The 17,984-nt window shown below is 48.2% G+C and carries 13 protein-coding genes and 2 riboswitches; of the genes, 1 reads left to right on the top strand and 12 read right to left on the bottom strand.

What is annotated here, in order from left to right:
* Nucleotides 1-19: 19 nt before the first annotated feature.
* The 5 genes from QRD89_RS03355 to QRD89_RS03335 form a co-directional block, all read right to left on the bottom strand.
* Nucleotides 20-967: a nucleoside hydrolase gene (locus QRD89_RS03355; protein ID WP_286096324.1), complete on the bottom strand. Its 948-nt coding sequence runs from the start codon at nucleotides 965-967 to the stop codon at nucleotides 20-22.
* Between the two features lie 83 nt (nucleotides 968-1,050).
* Entirely contained in the window at nucleotides 1,051-1,959 is a 909-nt protein-coding gene (locus QRD89_RS03350; protein WP_286096323.1) for a branched-chain amino acid transaminase, read from the bottom strand.
* Nucleotides 1,960-2,085: 126 nt separating this feature from the next.
* Nucleotides 2,086-2,901 carry a GGDEF domain-containing protein gene (locus tag QRD89_RS03345; protein WP_008633973.1) on the bottom strand — a complete coding sequence of 272 codons (816 nt, stop codon included), beginning with the start codon at nucleotides 2,899-2,901 and terminating at the stop codon, nucleotides 2,086-2,088.
* A gap of 133 nt (nucleotides 2,902-3,034) precedes the next feature.
* A complete protein-coding gene (locus tag QRD89_RS03340) occupies nucleotides 3,035-3,886 on the bottom strand; it encodes an amidohydrolase family protein (protein ID WP_008633974.1) in 852 nt (283 codons plus the stop codon).
* Complete coding sequence (locus tag QRD89_RS03335; RefSeq protein ID WP_286096322.1) at nucleotides 3,873-6,959, bottom strand: GNAT family N-acetyltransferase; 3,087 nt, start codon at nucleotides 6,957-6,959, stop codon at nucleotides 3,873-3,875. The genes QRD89_RS03340 and QRD89_RS03335 overlap by 14 nt, the downstream gene beginning before the upstream one ends.
* A 150-nt stretch (nucleotides 6,960-7,109) precedes the next feature.
* Here QRD89_RS03335 and QRD89_RS03330 point away from each other — a divergent pair, with 150 nt between their 5' ends.
* Nucleotides 7,110-7,487, top strand: coding sequence for a hotdog family protein (locus QRD89_RS03330; RefSeq protein WP_008633978.1), 378 nt, complete (start codon nucleotides 7,110-7,112; stop codon nucleotides 7,485-7,487).
* Between the two features lie 26 nt (nucleotides 7,488-7,513).
* Here QRD89_RS03330 and QRD89_RS03325 read toward each other — a convergent pair whose 3' ends face one another.
* The 7 genes from QRD89_RS03325 to QRD89_RS03295 all read right to left on the bottom strand — a co-directional run bounded on the left by QRD89_RS03325 (nucleotide 7,514) and on the right by QRD89_RS03295 (nucleotide 17,370).
* Complete coding sequence (locus QRD89_RS03325; RefSeq protein ID WP_008633981.1) at nucleotides 7,514-7,978, bottom strand: divergent PAP2 family protein; 465 nt, start codon at nucleotides 7,976-7,978, stop codon at nucleotides 7,514-7,516.
* A gap of 118 nt (nucleotides 7,979-8,096) precedes the next feature.
* Complete coding sequence (locus QRD89_RS03320) at nucleotides 8,097-9,689, bottom strand: glycoside hydrolase family 32 protein (RefSeq protein WP_286096321.1); 1,593 nt, start codon at nucleotides 9,687-9,689, stop codon at nucleotides 8,097-8,099.
* 87 nt (nucleotides 9,690-9,776) lie between these two features.
* Nucleotides 9,777-12,353 carry a glycoside hydrolase family 68 protein gene (locus QRD89_RS03315; protein ID WP_286096320.1) on the bottom strand — a complete coding sequence of 859 codons (2,577 nt, stop codon included), beginning with the start codon at nucleotides 12,351-12,353 and terminating at the stop codon, nucleotides 9,777-9,779.
* Between the two features lie 359 nt (nucleotides 12,354-12,712).
* A complete protein-coding gene (locus QRD89_RS03310) occupies nucleotides 12,713-13,720 on the bottom strand; it encodes a FecCD family ABC transporter permease (protein ID WP_062515469.1) in 1,008 nt (335 codons plus the stop codon).
* Nucleotides 13,717-14,733 carry a FecCD family ABC transporter permease gene (locus QRD89_RS03305; RefSeq protein ID WP_026578708.1) on the bottom strand — a complete coding sequence of 339 codons (1,017 nt, stop codon included), beginning with the start codon at nucleotides 14,731-14,733 and terminating at the stop codon, nucleotides 13,717-13,719. The genes QRD89_RS03310 and QRD89_RS03305 overlap by 4 nt, the downstream gene beginning before the upstream one ends.
* A gap of 65 nt (nucleotides 14,734-14,798) precedes the next feature.
* The gene (locus QRD89_RS03300; protein WP_286096319.1) at nucleotides 14,799-15,734 is read right to left on the bottom strand and encodes an ABC transporter substrate-binding protein; all 936 of its coding nucleotides are present in this window, start codon (nucleotides 15,732-15,734) and stop codon (nucleotides 14,799-14,801) included.
* A gap of 142 nt (nucleotides 15,735-15,876) precedes the next feature.
* On the bottom strand, nucleotides 15,877-17,370 hold the full coding sequence (locus QRD89_RS03295; protein WP_286096318.1) for an FAD-binding domain-containing protein: 1,494 nt from the start codon (nucleotides 17,368-17,370) through the stop codon (nucleotides 15,877-15,879).
* Nucleotides 17,371-17,539: 169 nt separating this feature from the next.
* Nucleotides 17,540-17,643: riboswitch (SAM riboswitch) on the top strand.
* Nucleotides 17,644-17,697: 54 nt separating this feature from the next.
* A riboswitch (cobalamin riboswitch) is annotated at nucleotides 17,698-17,881 on the top strand.
* Nucleotides 17,882-17,984: the final 103 nt, after the last annotated feature.

The raw sequence follows: 17,984 nt of genomic DNA, 5'->3' as shown, positions 1-17,984 counted from the left end.
ACCGTAACAAACGGTCATTTTAATTGATGGCTCTCAACACATCCACCAGCTGCTTTTTAAACCTTTTCCTGTCTACCTGTTCACAGACACGCACATTCGGTGCCTTTCCGGAACGATTGTTAATATCGACAAGGCTGTATCCCCTCGTGAGCTCTCCTTTTGTTTCTATATCCACAAAATATTTATGCGACTTCGTCATCAATCCTTCGTCGGCTGCAACCGCCATAAGCAACGTATCCGGATGAGTCGTTCCTGTTAATCGGTGCACTTCTTTATTGAATTTCTTGACGACTTCGTTTATCTGCACGAAGAAGTCCGCCCCCTTCGTACCAAGCGCCGCTATCTCCTCATGATCGGAATCATCCATGATAGAATACTCCAAGCACATATCCCAGCCGACCATTGTAATGGGTATGCCTGAGTGAAGAACAATGCGCGCAGCTTCAGGGTCCACCCAAAAATTATATTCTGCTGCTGCTGTAATATTCCCAAGAGAATTATTTGTTCCTCCCATTATGTACAAGTGCGGGATCGCTTTAATAATGCTCGGATCCTTCTTGATCGCCAACGCAATATTCGTTAACGGCGCAATCGCAAGCAGTTCAATCTCGCCGGGGGAACGCTTCACCCGCTCAATAATGAAATCGACGGCATGTCCTTCCTCCGGCCGCTGCTCCGCTTTCGGAAAGTGCGCCCCGCCCATTCCATCTTCGCCATGTACATCCTCTACGGTGCGGTGACCAGCCTCCCCGTTCATTAAAAGCGGCCTCTCGCATCCCTTATAAACAGGAACATAGCGTCCGCCTCCGGACACCTCGATCGTATACAACGCATTTTCCACTTCCTGATCGAAGTCTACATTTCCTCCTGTAATGGTGACCCCTTCCACTTGAAAATTGTGAAGAGCCGTAAGAATAGCAATCGTGTCGTCTCCGGCTGTGTCTGTATCAATAATTACTTTTCTCATGAACAGTCCCCCAAGGTTTTCTTCTATGTACAACCTTTATTGTACACCAAATCCCCCTGACTTTTTCCAAAAAGCCGGGGTTCTTATAGATAAATCGGTGTACAATAATGATCGTATCCGGGCATGTCATTGCGAACCACCGCTTCATACATACGCTGGACGGCCAATGTGATGGAACCGGGTTCCCCTGTCCCCACCCTTCGTCGATCCACTTCAACCACCGGCTTAATACCGATGGCTGTACCTGTAAAGAAAACTTCATCAGCCCGGTACAGCTCGGCTCTCGCCAAACTCTGCTCTTTTACCTTGATCCCCATCTCCTTCCATAAAATCTCCATAACCGTAGCACGTGTAATTCCCGGTAAGATGTCATCCGCAACAGGAGGCGTCCATACACAGTCCCCTTGAACCACAAATATATTCTCTGTCGCCCCTTCACTCACGTTTCCGTCTTTCGTCAAAAAAATCGCCTCATCATATCCATCTGCCAACGCTTGACTGACAGCAAGGGCTGAATTCAAGTATCCGGCCGTCGGCTTCGCCTGAGGGGGGATCATATTACTTCCAATCCTGTTCCAGGAAGAAACACAAGCTCTTAAAACCGGCTTCGGCTCATATTCCAAATAGCTTGTGAACACAGCCACTCGGTTGTTGACACCAGCTATATCTGGACGTAACATATCCGCCCCGTGGAAACAGAGCGGACGAATATAAACATCCTGTTTTACGTGATTAAGCACAAGCAGCTTCCTGACAATCGCGATCATTTCTGGTACGGCATATGGAATGGGAAGGAAGAGCAGTTTCCCGGATTTGTAAAAACGATCGATATGATCTGCCAACCGAAAAACATACAACTGCCGATGCTCCTCATTCCAAAAAGCCCGGATACCGTCAATGCATCCTAAACCATAATTCAGTCCTTTATTCCTGACATTCACCGTGGGAAGTGTCTCCTCTACAAAACGACCTTGATCAAACATAAATGGCATCTATCTCCACACCTTTACTATCAGCTCAGCAAAAGCCTGAGAATTGAAGTTGACGGATTAGTTTCAAGACATACTCTTCTTATATCTATCCTTTCCGGTCCTTTTTCAGAACCAGCCCCCCGCCTGTTATAAAGTCAGGATCTTTTGTACACTTTTTCCTTGTTTTACTTCATACATCAAATTGTCTGCTTCATTAATAACGGACAAGAGATCCTGCTCGCCTGCAGTGAAGCTGCACAATCCTATACTGACGTTTATACGCAGTTCTTGTTCATGAAAAAGGAGCGGTTCTTCCAAAGCAAGGTGGACCTTGCTGCGAACGTCATTCGTATCGGCATTCCCTTCATAAATGAGAATGAATTCATCTCCGCCGTACCGGTAAAGTGTACCTGCTTCATCCATAGTTTCGTGAAGAACAGCTACAAAATGTTTAAGAGCAGCATCCCCCGCCAAATGACCATGACGATCGTTGATTTGTTTGAAGTCATCCAAATCAAGAAAGAACAGGTGCATCCGTTCTCCTTTCTTAAGCTCCAATACATCTCTTTGGAGCGCTGAACGATTCAGAAGTCCTGTTAAATCGTCGGTCGTGACGAAACGCTGCGTCGTTTGAAGCGTATCCAACGTATCATTCACCCCGTTTGTGAATAACGCCAGTGACCCGGAGGAACGCATATGGGACCGTACGGACAGATCCCCTTCCTTGATAGATCGGAAAAGTCGTTTATGGTAATTCAAAAACCAGTGAATGAAGAAGTAGAATACAAAGAAATTGATTAAACCGAGCAGAAGGCCTGCTGTGATGGATGAGAATGTGAAGAACCATTGCAAATCCTGTGGAATCGGAATGACTTTGGGCATAAACTGCACAAACAGCCCTCCGATGATACAGCCGAGCACTAAGTAAAAAGCAAACATGATCCATAAATAGTTCCACTTCATCCTTTTCACCACCATGTCTTTATTCCTATATCGGCATCTTCCGAATAATATTATATACCCATGCCGGTTACAGAAGAAAACAATAAAAAGCACCTCCAAGCATATGGAGGTGCTTCCTATATTTTCAACGGAATCAAAACTGCCCGTTTAATTTAGGAAATAAACGCATGGCATTATTATAAAAGACGTTTTCTACATGAGCAGAAGGAAGAAAGGAACCGATGAATTCTGCGTACGGCTTCATCGGAGCGAGCGGCCAATCCGATCCGAACAACAGTTTCTCATAATGACCACAGTACGTAAGGGCGTGACGGACGTGGTCGAAATAATTATCTACCTGTTTCCCTGCAAGTACCGCTTTCGTGCCTACCACCCAGCCCGACAAATCCGCATACAAATTCGGATTCTTATAAACCAGTTCTGCCCCGGTCAGTACCCACGGATCACCAAGGTGAGCCATCATGAACTGGACATCTCTTCTCTGCACGGCCGTTTCATCAAGAGTCAGCGGGTGTGAGTATTTTAATAATCCTCTCTCTGAATACGTATCTCCTGTATGAAAAACTACCGGAACATCATAAGCCGCGGCCAGGTCATACACAGGTTGATAGACAGCGTCGTATGCATAGAAAGGATAATAGCCCAAATAGATTTTTATGCCAACCACGCGTGGTTCTTTCAAACGTTGTTCCAACTGGTCAAGAGCGGACGCATCGAGATGATAAGGATTTATCCCTGGACACTCCAAAACATTCGGAGGAAGCACTGGTTCCAAATCCAATGACATCGGCGTCTTTGTCCTGTGATCGGGAAACCCACCGGATTCTGATTCCGTCACCCCCATACCTATCGCATAGAGAGCATCGGCTTCTGCCATCTCTTTCTGTAGGCCGAGACCGGAATAATCGACATGGGAAAGCTCTTTTGCCGTTTGTTCAAAGCTCCGGATCGCTGAAAAGTGGATATGCGCATCAATAATCTGCATCGGCATTGTCCCTGAACGCTATTTTCGGAAACGAGGAACGATCTTTCGCTGCTATCTCCCCAAACATAAGCACAGAAGGATCGGTGGTCACCCTGCCCTTATCCGCCGCCCTCCAGCTCCTTTTCGCTGCTAATAGAAGCACCTCTTTATTCATATAAATATCCGCCCCTGACGCATCTTCCGGTATAACCATCGTCATCGAATTTCCAGTATCTTTCGAACCGATCCGTGCAATATCGGATACAGAGAGATCGAATTCCTCGACGCTTGCATAAAAGGTCTGCGGCGGACCATTCGTATCTATGACAGCATAACAGGAGTCCAGATTGTCCGATGGTTTCCAAAAGGATTCCATTGTCAGCTCATCTTCCGTAAATGTCCGACCAGAGTCTTGTTCTATATCGGCGTAGGCGGCTACCACCGGGACTTCCGGCAGTGTCAGCATATATTGATGAAGGGTGGTGCCCTTTCGCTCCTTATGCACCTGGAACGTAGTGCTTAAACAGATCCCTTCCCAAATGGATCCCTCCTGGTCTGTCCTCTTCACCTGCGTGACCCTTGTCTCTTCCTTTAATATTGAGAAAGGATTGACACCGCGCAGGCTGTAGCGCAGTCCCCCTCCCCATGGATTCCACCAGGACTTCGGCTCGGCTTGAGGATATTGGTGGTGAAGGAACTCCCGTCCATCCACAACCAAGGAGAAAATGCCTGGGAAATAAGCAGAAGATGCCTTATAAGCCAGGACACCATTCTGTACAGTCCACACGCCGTCCTTTTCCGACACTTCGACTTGCTTCGCTCCCTTGACCAGTTCCACTTTATGAAATTCCGTCTCCCTGCCTGACGCCTGATAGAATCCTTTCACCTCATAAATGCCCGCCTGACGTGTTTGAAAGGAGAGGTCAGCCTCGTGCCTCTGATCCGCTTTGTCTATGGGTCTGCTTGCTATCTCCTGCCGTCGCTCCACTCGGAACGTTCCATCCAAATAAGAGTTCATCCGGGACTGCAATGTATAAACGACGTCTCCTCCTACCATTGCTGTCGAGTCTGCCTTCATATCAAATAAAGGTACAATCGGCAGGATCTTCCCAGTGCTTCCTTCCGAATACCGGCGCCATTCAAGCCAATCCCGATCTGTCTGAATGCCTATTTGAAGAGGTCCGATCCGGCACGCCTCACCGGGATGCAGCACGTCCGTATAAGACTCCAAACTGAATTTCCAATCATCCTTTCTTCCCTTCCAATCATCGGACCAGGCATAGCCTGTCGTTTCTCCTGTCCGAGGAGAAGTGAACAACCAGTTCTCAGAAAGATCTTTTATCGGAAGGTCATCGACGAAAGGCACGAGAGAATCATCAGCGGTTAGGGCACCATCAGCTACCGGCATCACCAACCCTTCGAACTTTGGATACACAGGCTGGAGTAGAGAGACAGCCTCCTTGGCTTCCAGTCCTTCATTAATTAATTCGTGATAGACTTTCACCAATCCATCCCCATGTAAATGCATGTACACATTCATCCGCAGCCCTGTCATACTGTCGGATATCATCGTTGTTTTCAGGACGATGCATTCCGGAAGCTCAATGAACTCGACATCATGAATCATTTTTTTCGAGAATTCTTCTGTGTAAGGGAGTCCCAACTTTGGCGTCATCAGGACGACCGGCTCATTATCAGCGCCTGTCTTTCCGATTTCTACAATATGATTTCTGTTTTCCACTTTAAGGAAAAAAGGGCCGTTGTAGGCATACATATGTGTATCCGATTCCCCGCCGAATTTTGCCCCTTTTCCGGGAAAAGAAGCGTGGAGAAAGGAAGTGAACTTTAGACTTTCCCCATCAGGAGCTTCCATCGTCACATGGATGTTTCCTTCAAGACAGCCATTTCTTACAAGTCGGACAGGTACAGGAACAGAACAGCGGCCGTTCGCTTCCACAAACGTGCGGATTACCTTCTCCTCCCAGTCGATCAACGGCTGGTTCGGAAGGTGGATTGTCCAGTGGGAAGGCTCTTTCCATTCACTCTCTAAATCGAGATAAACGGTCTCTTCTTCCCCCGGCAGCCAATGGTCCTTAAGCGTCCGGACACGCACCCGGCCTGCTTTCACCGGAAAGAACCCCATCCGAAGCGGTGTCATACACCCATTTAATTCTATATCCATTCCGGCGACAGGGTGCGCCTGCCACGGGTTGGGAGCAACACCGGCCGCCTCGAAGTCGAGCGGGACCGTTTCTTTCCACTCATCACTCACCTGTACATCCTTCTGCCATCCTTGCCGGACAGAGGTATCCCCGGCTCCACGCAAATGAACGGTGAGAGGCTCCGGATCATAATTCCGAATCCGGTATGTAATCGAACTGTCTCCTCCCTCCAGAACTCGAAAATCAGAGGCAGTCATTTCCACCAGTAAACGCTCTGTTTCCACCAGTCTGATTTTTCGCCCCGTCCGCTCAAATTGGACCCGTACATACGAGCCGTCTGCTTCCCACTTATATTCATAGCACGTATGTTTTCCCTCTTCGATGCCATCAGGTCTTACCTCAATGAGACGACTGCTCGTTTCGTACCAATCGTTCTTCTCGAAAAAGGGCTTCAGCATCTCCAACTGGAGGATGGACGGGAGGAAGTTCATCAAGTGAGTCGTATCATCCCTGTCCTCCCAAAAGAAACCGCACTTCTTGTACAACGGGACAGCTTTCGTATTTCCGGGCCATGTAAATAAGTCCAGTCGAGGCCAGCCGTAGGCAACGGTTTGGTCGATAGCTTTCTTCAGCAGCATCTTACCGATCTTCTTCCCATGGTAATCGGGATGGACATTCAAGAGTGGGATATAGAGCGCTCCTTTGTCTTCTCTGTACTCGGATAGTCCGCAGTAACCGACGACTTCTTCCTCAATCACGGCAAGAAAAAGGTTGAGGTTCGAAGATTTCCCCTCTTTCTCCATCACATCTTCTTCCGTCGTTACAGCCGAATCTCCTCCCCATTCGTCTCTACTCTCATTCCACATCTTCGCAATCCCTGCGGCATAACGATCTTCATACTCCACGACTTTCACCTGATTTAGCGTCTGCATAACAGCATCCTCCATTTGGGAAAATTTACTTTTCTACCTATCAGTGTAGAAGTATCTAATAATAAAGTAAAGAATATTCCGTCAAATACACTTTTTAAACTGAATGGTGATTCATTGTATGGTAGACTATAGAGAAAAGGAGGCGGTCTTATGAAGATTGGAGACACATTCAGGAAAGAAAGAAGCTTTACGAAGGAGGAAGTGCTGGCTTTTGGTGAATTATCTAAAGACCAGGGAAGGCATCATCTGGAAGAGAACGAACAAGGACAGCTGATGGTCCACGGTTTACTGACTGCCAGCATCGGAACAGAAATCGGCGGCGACCTGAACTACATAGCGAGGAATATGGACAGCGAATTTCTGCGGCCCGTTTTCACAGGAGATCTCATTACGTGCGAAGTCATGGTGACAGATGTCGAAGTGCTTGACCAAAAGACAAGAGTGGCGATGTCGTCCGTTTATCGTAATCAAAAAGGAAAAGAAGTACTCGTGGGTTCCAGTAATGGAGTCATACTGAATCAGGCATAAAAAATAACAGCACGATATACGTGCTGTTATCCCTCAATTTTAGCGGAAGCGACACCAAGCAGAATGCCGAGGACAGCTCCTCCAAGCACCTCGACCGGCTGATGACCGAGGAGTTCCTTCAATTCTTTATCCCGTTCGACGAATTCAAGACTTGGGAAATCCCCGGAAAGCTGGGCGACGTTATCCTCGAGGTCATTGACAAGCTGGGCAATCTCTCCGGTATGACGCCTGATCCCTTGAGCATCATACATGACGATGACACCGAAGATTGTCGCGAGCGCCGTCTCCGTATGTCTCGAACCGCGGTTGGATGCGATATAAGAAGCAAGTGCCGCCACTCCGGCAGAGTGGGAACTCGGCATCCCCCCTGTCGTAGCGACCTGTTTCCAATCCCACTTCCCTGTCAGGCGCTTATGTGTCAATATCTTCAACCCTTGAGCAATTCCAATAGCTGAAAGGGCTGTAACGATTCCCCTGTTCATTTTCTGCATGATCGTCCTCCTTCACAAATACCACTCTTCTTTTCATTACCCGAAGCACAAAGTTTTATGCAGCAGACTCCCACTTTTTCATTAGAAAAGCCTGCTCCGGGGAGCAGGCTCTTTTGTTTCAGTGAATCGTATTCATTTCATAAATCTGCATGGATTTAATGGTGACCTCTCCATCTTTACTGTACATTTCCAATCCGTTGCTTTCCATGAACGGGAAGATCCGGTTCGTCATAACCTGCCGTCCGCCATTTGCGAATAGTTCCACAGAGGAACGATCGACAAACAAATGAAGCTTCACTTTTCCATCCTCTGCAGAAGAAGGAGCACGGTAAACCCCGGGGAAGTTCTCATGAAAGTCTGTTTTCCCTGAATCCGCACGGTCTGTGAATACAAGATCATTTTTCGCATCGTAACCGACGATAGTGCCTTCTTTCAAATCATCCGAGTTGCGGACCCGGAATCCAAACTCTCCAGCAGACCCGACTTCAAATTCCGCTACGATTTCATACGTCTGGGATTCTATATCAGACAGAGGTTTCGCTCCACCCAATGTCTCATCCGTCGTTTCGTATAAAAGATCCCCACGCAGCTGCTCCAATTCCGGAGCCGGCTGTTGGACAAGCTGCACCTCATCATTCTTATCTTTCGTAAGCGTCACTTCTCGAGGAATGGACATCGCTCCGCGCCACGGGTCGGTCGGAATATCTGCCGCATACTCCCAGTTGCTCATCCAGGCCATCCAAACGGTGCGGTCGTCCATGCCGTTAAAGGCTTGGGCAGCGTAAAAGTCCTTGCCGAAGTCAACCCAGTTAATGTCGTCCGTCTTCTCCTGACGAATGAACTCTTTCCCGTTAAAGTCACCGAGGAAGTACTGCCCTCCTGATCCACCGGCGATGCTGCCGGGATTCATATCCACCTGAAGGACCCAGCGGGTGTCCTCTTCGTTACCGTCGACGGGCAGCTCGAACAGTTCCGGGGTTTCCCAGACACCGTCCTGGGCGCCGACATTCCCGAACTCGCTCAGGTACTCCCAGTCCACCAGGTTTTTAGATCCATAGAACATCACTTTCTTGCCGGCGGCAAGCAGCATGATATACTGCTCTGATTCTTCGTGCCAAACGACCTTCGGATCACGGAAATCCTCTATACCAGGGTTCGGGACGACTGGATTCCCCTCGTACTTCGTCCATGTTCTGCCTTTATCCGTACTGTAGGCGATACGTTGATCCTGCACGTCTCCTGCACTGGTGTAAAAAGCGATTAAACCGCCTTCTCCATCCGGGAAAAGTCCACTCTTATTGTTTTCATCGGCGATAATACTGCCCGAGAAAATCATTCCATTCTCATCAGGCGTCATCGCCACTTCTTCTTCTTTCCAATGGACAAGGTCTTTACTTGTCGCATGGCCCCAGCTCATATTACCGAACTGGTCCCCCTCCGGATTGTACTGATAGAAAAGGTGGTATTCCCCTTCATAATAAACCATTCCATTCGGGTCATTCATCCAGTTCTCTGCCGGAGTGTAATGGAATTGAGGGCGGAATGATTGATCATATTCAGCAGGTATCTCCTGATTTCCAACTGGATTTTCCTGATTTTCCGATAGATCCTTGTTCCCCTCAGAGGAGATGTTGGCGATGAGATAGATGAGAAGGGCAATCAATAGAAGGACGATTCCTCCAAGTAAGGTGAATCGCATTTGTTTCGACATGTTAAACCTCCTGCCTTATTGTCAGACGTAACTTTAAATAAAGCCTCTCCACCTTAGTGAAGAGGCTCTATTTATGCTTTCAGACTGTTATCCGTTATGCTTTGGACCTTTTCCTTTGTGCTTCCCATTTCCTTTTTCATCCGAGATGACTCCAGGATCAAGGATGTCTTTGATTTTCGTCTTCTTACCACTCAACTGCAGCTCTACGGTCGGTGCCAAAGTCCCGCCGAAGTGATCGAACTGGTAAGCTTCGGACTGGCTGCCGATTTCATCGATGGTCAAGCCGTCCAAGTCCGCGAAGTTTGCGAAGCTGATGACTTTCCCGTCCGGCATTACGGTCCAGGAGTATGTCTGGTAAGGTTCATCTGCCGGGTTAGTCAACACGAGTCCACTTTCATTAAGCGGTTCGTAATCCCCTTGCAGGTCTTTGGCATAAAAGCCGTACAGGCCATCTTCTCCGCTGATTCCCGGAGCGAACTTATTCGTATGAGTGCTTGTGAACAAGTAATATTTTCCGCCTTTAACGACGATGTGCGGACGTTCCAGCTCCTGGTTGACCTCTTCTGCCTCCAGAAGTGGATCCTGTGCCTTGAATTCCGTTAATTCGTCGTTTTGTGCTTTAGCAATTCCGATGCTTCCGTTATAAAGAGTCGATTCGGACTGTTCTTTTCCGTCTTTCTCAGCGCGCTCTGCAGGAGTTCCACCGGAGTTCGCTTCAAAGAGAATATACTCTTCCTCTGTCTTAGGATCCTGGAAGAACCATGGATCACGGAAAGTATAAGCGATGTCTCCCTCTTCGGACTGTTCCATCGTCTGGTACGTTTCGCCATCCGGCTCGAGAATGACTTCATGGTCGGACCAGTTATCGAAAGAAATCTTTCCATATCTGGACTTGATATCTGCGGAAGCCGTCGCCAGTCTTTGCTCATACGACAATTTCTCTTCGCCTTTGCGTCCTGTCGCTGTATAGAACATGTGAAGCTCTCCGTCATCTACCATAGCAGAGCCGGCCCATTGACGGGAACCCAGTGCTTCACCGTCTTCAAAGACTTTACCGCCAAGCTCCCAGTCTCCTCCATCTTCACGATAGAAGAAACGGATTTCAGCAATGTCATGGCGCTTGCCAGGAAGGACATCCGCCGGTGCAGTCAGTGAGAAAATAATTTCCTTTCCATCGATTTTCGCAATGGATCCGTCACGTTCTCTCAGCGGCCATGTGTCCCAAATGTGAAGGTCCGGAGCGATTTTCTCTATTTCTTTCAAATCGATTTCGTCGACCGTGTTATCCTTGGTACGCTTGAATTTATCTGCGTCTTCAGCAGACCATTCCTGTGTCTGCTCTTTCTCTTCGTTCTCGTCTTCCTCTTTGTTATCCGGGTACTGGATCTGCCCGTCTTCCAATTCGCCAACGATCTTTGTTTCGTCACCATCCAGATCCAATTGCAATGTAGGAGCAAAGGATCCTCCTACTTGATCTTCTCCGTTCTCATCCTTGTATTCATTCACGAATGAAATGACGTTCTCATTCGGAAGAACGGCCCAGGAGTATGCTTGGAATGGGTCATCTTCCGGATTCGCTACAACCAAACCGTTGTCATTAAGCGGTTTGTAATCCCCACGCAGGGAGTCATTAACAAAACCGTAAAGTCCGTCCGGCCCTTCCAGTCCAGGAGCGAAGGTGAATTTGTGACTGATGGTAAACAAATAATAATTGCCGTCTTTATAAACTAAGTGTGGTCTTTCCAACTGTTGGTTTACACAATCTGCTTCCAACAGTGGAGGCAGCAGTTCAAAATCACTTAAATCTCCGTCATCAGCAACGGCGATTCCCACGTTCCCATTATAATCTTCCGCACCTTCCGGAACATCATGATTCTTCTGGAAGGATGTACTTCCGATATCTCCAGCTTCACATGCTTTTTCCGTACCTCCGGAATTTCCTTCGAACAACAGATATTCTTTGCCGGATTTCGGATCTTTGAAGAACCATGGATCACGGAAAGAGTAGATGATATCTCCTGTCTTCTGTTCCTGTGTTTCATAATACTTTCCATCTGCTTCCAGCAGAATTTCATGCTTTCCGGAAGGGTTCGCTTCCACCCCGTTCTCATCTGTGTCGAAAGTCAACGTCGTACGAGCCAACCTCTGCTCATATGTAGTTTCCTCATCAGACTTTCTTCCAGTTGCTGTGTAGAACAAGTTGACCTTTCCGTCTTTCTCCATCATTGCAGATCCAGCCCATTGGCGGGAGCCGTATGCTTTGTCAGGATCATAAGCAAGGCCGCCAAGTTTCCAATCCTTGCCGTCTTTAGAGTAGAAGTAACGGATCTTCGCAACATCGTGACGTCCGTTCCATGTATAATCTTTCGAAGCCGTCAAAGCAAAAATGATTTTGTAGCCGTCGATTTCAGCCAGTGAACCATCGCGGTTCCTCAACGGCCATGTATCCCAAATCCAATAATCTGGTGCTACGTCCTTGAAGTTATCAATATTTTCCGGTGTATTTTCAGGCGTATTCTTATAGTTTTGCGCCATTTCTCTTGTCCAGTTTGCTGTATCATCCTGCTCTTTGGCAGAGACCTCTGTCTGTAACCCCACGAACAGACCGAGAAGCATGGTCAAGATCACACCGACTTTCGAATATGTCATTCCTTGTGAATGCATTCGAACATCCCCTCCTCAATAATTCTCGAAAAAGTTTTTTTACGTCCTCATATTACGGATTGTAATATAGTTGCGCAAACCCCTAATCAAGACAGTCCGTATGGATTATGTCCGTTGACAAACCAAGGATGAAACCCTTTACTTTTCAATTGCAAACGGTTTTATGACAAAGTGAAAAAATTACCTGCGATCTACAATTGTAAAAAATTTATAGGGAATCGTTCACACATCACTGTCAGTTTGTGGATGTTATGTAACAAGAGGAGGAGGAGCTCGTTACATTGCGTCAAAACACCTGTTACATGATTGTAAAAAAACAGTCGGTAAAGAGGTTTTCACTCCTCTTCCGACTGCTTGTATCAACTTTCCTTCAACTCTCTTCGAATGAGATATAAGAAATATGGGACACCGATAATTGCCGTCAAAATACCAGCAGGAATTTCAATCGGCGGACGTATGGTCCTGCCTGCCGTATCTGCGACAACCAAAAGGATCGAGCCTAGTATCATGGATCCGGGAAGAAGATATTGGTGTCTTGATCCGAAGATCCCTCGTGCCATATGGGGAGCGACCAGACCGATAAAACCGATGGCGCCGATCGTTGCAACGGCCGCCCCTGCCAATGCCACTGCAAGTGTTAACAATAATAAACGCGTAGATCGGACGTTCATACCCAGACCGATAGACGCTTCTTCGTTCAGGCTGAGAATATCGAGCCTGCGATAAAGAAGGAGACAGGTTGGCAGCAGGACGGTCATCCAGGGAAGGAGACCATATACATCATCCCACCCTTTCCCCCATAAACTCCCGGCCAGCCACACAAGGGATTCATTCGCTTCCATCGGGTATTTTGTCAGAATATACTCTGTCAATGCCTGGAATCCCGCACCCAGACCTATTCCAATCAATGCAAGCGTTGCTGGGTTCATCCCGGATTTCCTGGCTAACGCTACAAGCAGGACGGCAACGAGCGCAGCTCCGAAAAATGCGGCTGCCGGCAGGAGACCGATCGGTGCCTGTGGGAGCAGTATAAGAACAATGACGGCGAATAAACCGGCACCATTTGTCAATCCGACGACGTCCGGCGAGATGAGCGGGTTGCGGATCACTCCTTGGAGAATTGCTCCGGAAACAGCAAGTCCTGCACCTCCCAAAACAGCGATAACCGTCCGAGGCATGCGAAGATTATTAATCAAAAAGGAGAGCTGTTGATTCTCTTCTGTCCAAATGGCCAACGTTTCTCCGGGTGTAACATATACCGTTCCGAATCCAAGAGATAAGAAGGCGATCCCTGCTAGCAGGATGGTAAGAAAGACAAGTATCGCCTTCGACTTATAATCCCGACTTCTTTGTTGTTTCCTGTTCATTGTTCCTCTCCTTTCCCGGCGTTGTTTCTTGCGAGATACAGGAAGAACGGAGTTCCGATCAGCGCTGTTACAATCCCTACAGGTGATTCATAAGGATACGCGACGTACCGTGAGACGACATCCGCATACAAAAGCAGCACCGCTCCGGCAAGCGCGGAAACCGGTATTAAAATCCGATGGTCCTCGCCAACCAGCTTCCTGGTAATGTGGGGAACCATCAGTCCGATGAATCCGATTGCGCCCGCCACCGCTACCGCAGATCCTGCGAGCAGGATGACGGCGATACTCGCTGTGATTCTAATCCGCTTCATTCCTTGTCCCAGCCCGATTGCCACTTCTTCTCCAAGTTGAAAGATCGACAGGGAGCGTGACAGAAGAAACGCTGCGACAAGACCGATGATCGACCATGGCAGGATCACGCGGACGTCTCCCCAGGATGCTCCGCTGATGGAACCGGACAGCCAGGAGAGTACATCGGATATCTCTTCATTGAAAATAATCAACCCTTTTGTCATGGAAGAGAACAGCAGGTGAACAGCCATACCTACAAGAGCAATCTTGACATTGGTCATCCCCCGGGAAGAAGAAAAGGAAAAGACGACGAAACCTCCGAACAAGGCACCTGCGAAGGCAAAATAAACGAGGTTTGTGCTTCCGATCGACGGAAGGAAAACGATGGAGGCCACAACGACAAGCGATGCTCCGGCGTTTACACCGAACACTTGTGGAGATGCCAGCGGATTTCTCGTAATCGCCTGCATAATGACACCTGCTACAGCCAGATTCGCTCCGAGCACGACGCTGAGTACCGCTCTCGGAAACCTGAGCGTCTGGAAAACGAGCAGCTCTTTCGTTTCCTCCCCCTGCCACCATTGCTTTATTATGGTTCCGGCATCAATTTTCGTAAGTCCAGTGAATAAACTGAGCGCTACTCCTCCAATCAAAAGGACAAGCAATAGCCCCACCGTCAGGCTGACTCTCTTTCCGGACGGGCGGTCATGGATACCTTCCATCTTCCATTCCTCCAATCTATACAAAGAAAAAAGCCAGACACAACATCTGGCTTTCCTCCCGCTGCCTATTTGTCATACAGGATTTCCGTCGCTTCATCTACAATCCGTTCCGCTGACTTTAAGCCTCGATAGCGCGTCCATAAAGCACGATCGACTTCGTAGATTTCTCCGTTCTTCACGGCCGTAATGTTGTTCCATAGCGGGTTCTGCTTCCACTCTTCCAGAAGCGCTTCATCTGCTTCCACCAGGAAGATGACATCCGGATCCCATTCCACCATCTGTTCCAGGGTGATTTTCACTGTCGGTTCCTTGGCATCTTTGATGGCGTTCGGAATACCGACCTGACTCAAGAGCTGGCCGTCAAAGGATTCCGCCCCGTGCGCACTCAAAGAATCAGAACGGAAGACGCCGAGCATAATTTCCCTGTCTTCGTCCGGATCGACTTCTGATTTATAGCTCTCAATCGTCTTCTTATGCTCCTCGAGACGTTCCTCTGCTTCCTTCTCTTTGCCTACAGCTTTACCGATTGTTGAGAACGATTCCAGATTCTCTTCATATGTAGAGTTCCTGCTCTTTAACACAATCGTCGGTGCAATTTCCTGCAGCTGATCGTATATCGCGGAGTGACGATTCTCATCGGCGATAATCAAGTCCGGCTGCAGCGAAGCGATCACTTCCAAACTTGGCTGCTGTCTAGTTCCGACAGATGTATAGTCGATTTTCTCACCAAGCAAACCTTCCACATCGTCATCGTTCTCATGAGCGATTCCAACCGGTGTCATACCAAGCTCCCATAAGCTGTCGACGAAGGAAAATTCGAGAGCAACTACACGCTCTGGAGTTCCTTCTATCTCCGTCTTTCCCAGCTGATGTTCAATCGTTCTTGTGTCTTCCTTCGAATCTCCTTGATCTTCCTGATTTGCGGATTCAGCGCCGCATCCAGCAAGAACAAAACCGGCGATACAAAAAATAGTAACTAACCAAAACTTCGTTGCTTTCACTTTGACTACCTCCAACTTCCAACATCTATAATGATAATCATTCTTAATTAACTTCGTTAATTGTAGCAGTAATTCCCACCGTTGAAAAGCTTCCTTAGGAAAATTTTTGAACAAAAAAGCGGCCGCTTTCTTAAAAGGCCGCTTAGAATAAATCAAAGGAAAGCTGCTCCGAATCCACCGTCTCTCTTTTCCTTACACCCTTGCGAGATCCATGTTTCCTAAGCTGTTTGCCAGCCTCGTCTTCAGCTGTTTGCGACTCCTTCACAGCCCATAAGGTATCCCGTGCTTTCTTCGTTGCTGCTTGGATATCGATCATGGGAGCCGGATATTCCAAGGAGGCAAACGAAGGAAGCTTCCATGGCTCGTGAATGAAAGACGCAGGAATGCCGCGAAGCTCCGGAATATAAGTCCGGATAAAAGCCCCGCCCGGGTCGTGGTCGAGTCCCTGTTTGACAGGATTATAGACTCGGATGGTATGGAAACCTGTCGTACCAGCCTGCATCTGCATTTGGCTGTAATGGATTCCCGGTTCATAATCGAGGAACAACCCCGCCAGTGCACGGGCCGGTTTTCGCCAATCCAGTCTTAATGTATGACAGGCAAAGGAAACGACCATCGCCCGGGAACGAAAATTGATCCAGCCAGTCTCATGAAGGGCACGCATGGCGGCATCGATCATCGGGAATCCGGTACTTCCTTGATACCAGCGGCGGAATGCTTCTTCATTCCATTCCTCGTACACTTGATCAAAAGCAGGATTCATCGACTCTTCCGCGATTGCGGGCTCATCCTCCAAACGCTGGATGAAATGGCAGTGCCAGTAAAGACGGGACAAGAAATTCTCCAGCTGCTTTCTTTCTCCGGCATCGCTGCATGCCCTGATCTTCATCCAAGTCTGCTGGACAACGAAGCGGAGGGATATGTTTCCCCAGGCAAGATATGGAGACAGACGACTTCCAGATCGTGCTGATTTCAGTGGTTTCGATATGTGATAAGAATAGGAATGGAAGCGTACCTTCAAAAAGCTGTCCAACGTCCGATGTGCTTCTTCCACTCCTCCCTTCTGTCCTTTATCAAGCGTCGAACCTCCGACATACAGCGAGTCCAATTGGTCCAGATTCAACGTCAACACGGATTCCTTTTCCGGGACGCACGGGATTTTTTCCGGTACAGGAAAGACCGGATGCTTCATGAACTGTTCCCAGCGCTCAGAAAATCCGTCCCTTGAGTTCAAGCCACGGAAGACTCCGAATGGTTGATCTTCTTTCATGGTTAACCCCTTTTGCTTCATCCACGACCTTACTCTCTGATCCCTTGAAAACGTGACCGGTGTTCCATTTTCTTCATGCGCATGCAGAGAAAACGGACCATATGTCTCGTATATCTCTTCCAGCACTGTTTCCATCTCCCCGACAGCGACGAATAACCGACCGCCTCTCTGCTTTAACTCCTTCTGCAGATCATGGAGGCTCTCTTTCACAAACTGATAATGGCGGGCAGACAGCTCCTGCCCCTGCCAGATGGAAGGTTCTGCAACGTAAAGCGGAAGCACCATGTCTCCCGACTGTACCGCATTATATAATGGTGCATGATCATGGAGACGAAGGTCCCGCTTGAACCAGACGACACGCAACAAAATAACCAGCTCCCGAGTAGTAATACCCTACATTCTACCTTTTCGATAGATTTTTTTCACCCGTTGATACTCGCCCCTCTCTATCCTTTTTCTAGAAAAAATTGTAGAAGAGCGGATTGACACCCTATTTTTCTCATGCTAGTATGCTTGTAATCAATCCAATAGCAATCTCTTATTCAGAGTGGTGGAGGGACTGGCCCTACGAAACCCGGCAACCGATCGATATGATTGTGGTGCTAATTCCAGCAGAGCAGATGCTCTGAAAGATAAGAGAGGTCCGTACAATCAGAACCTCTCATACAAGAGGTTCTTTTTTTATTATTCAACTGAATAATCTGTTCCACAGGTGCCGGGGTGTCCCCCGGCTTAAAAGGGAAGACCGGTGAAAATCCGGCACGGTCCCGCCACTGTAATTGGGAGCGGAGCTGCAGCAGCCACTATCATAGTCGATGGGAAGGCGCAGCCCGCCGTGATCATAAGTCAGGAGACCTGCCTCTGGAACCCGCACTAGGTCCTACGAGGAATAGGCAGGTGTTGACAACGGGATTCGTCTACCCTTTTTTCGACGTATCCTTCCCATGTCACTCCGTCGTCTCTCTTTGTAGGTAAGAGAG

This window comes from Halobacillus sp. ACCC02827, assembly GCF_030291935.1.
Classification (GTDB): domain Bacteria; phylum Bacillota; class Bacilli; order Bacillales; family Halobacillaceae; genus Halobacillus.
Note: the sequence above shows the minus strand (reverse complement) of the source record. Positions and strands in the feature narration are given on the sequence as shown.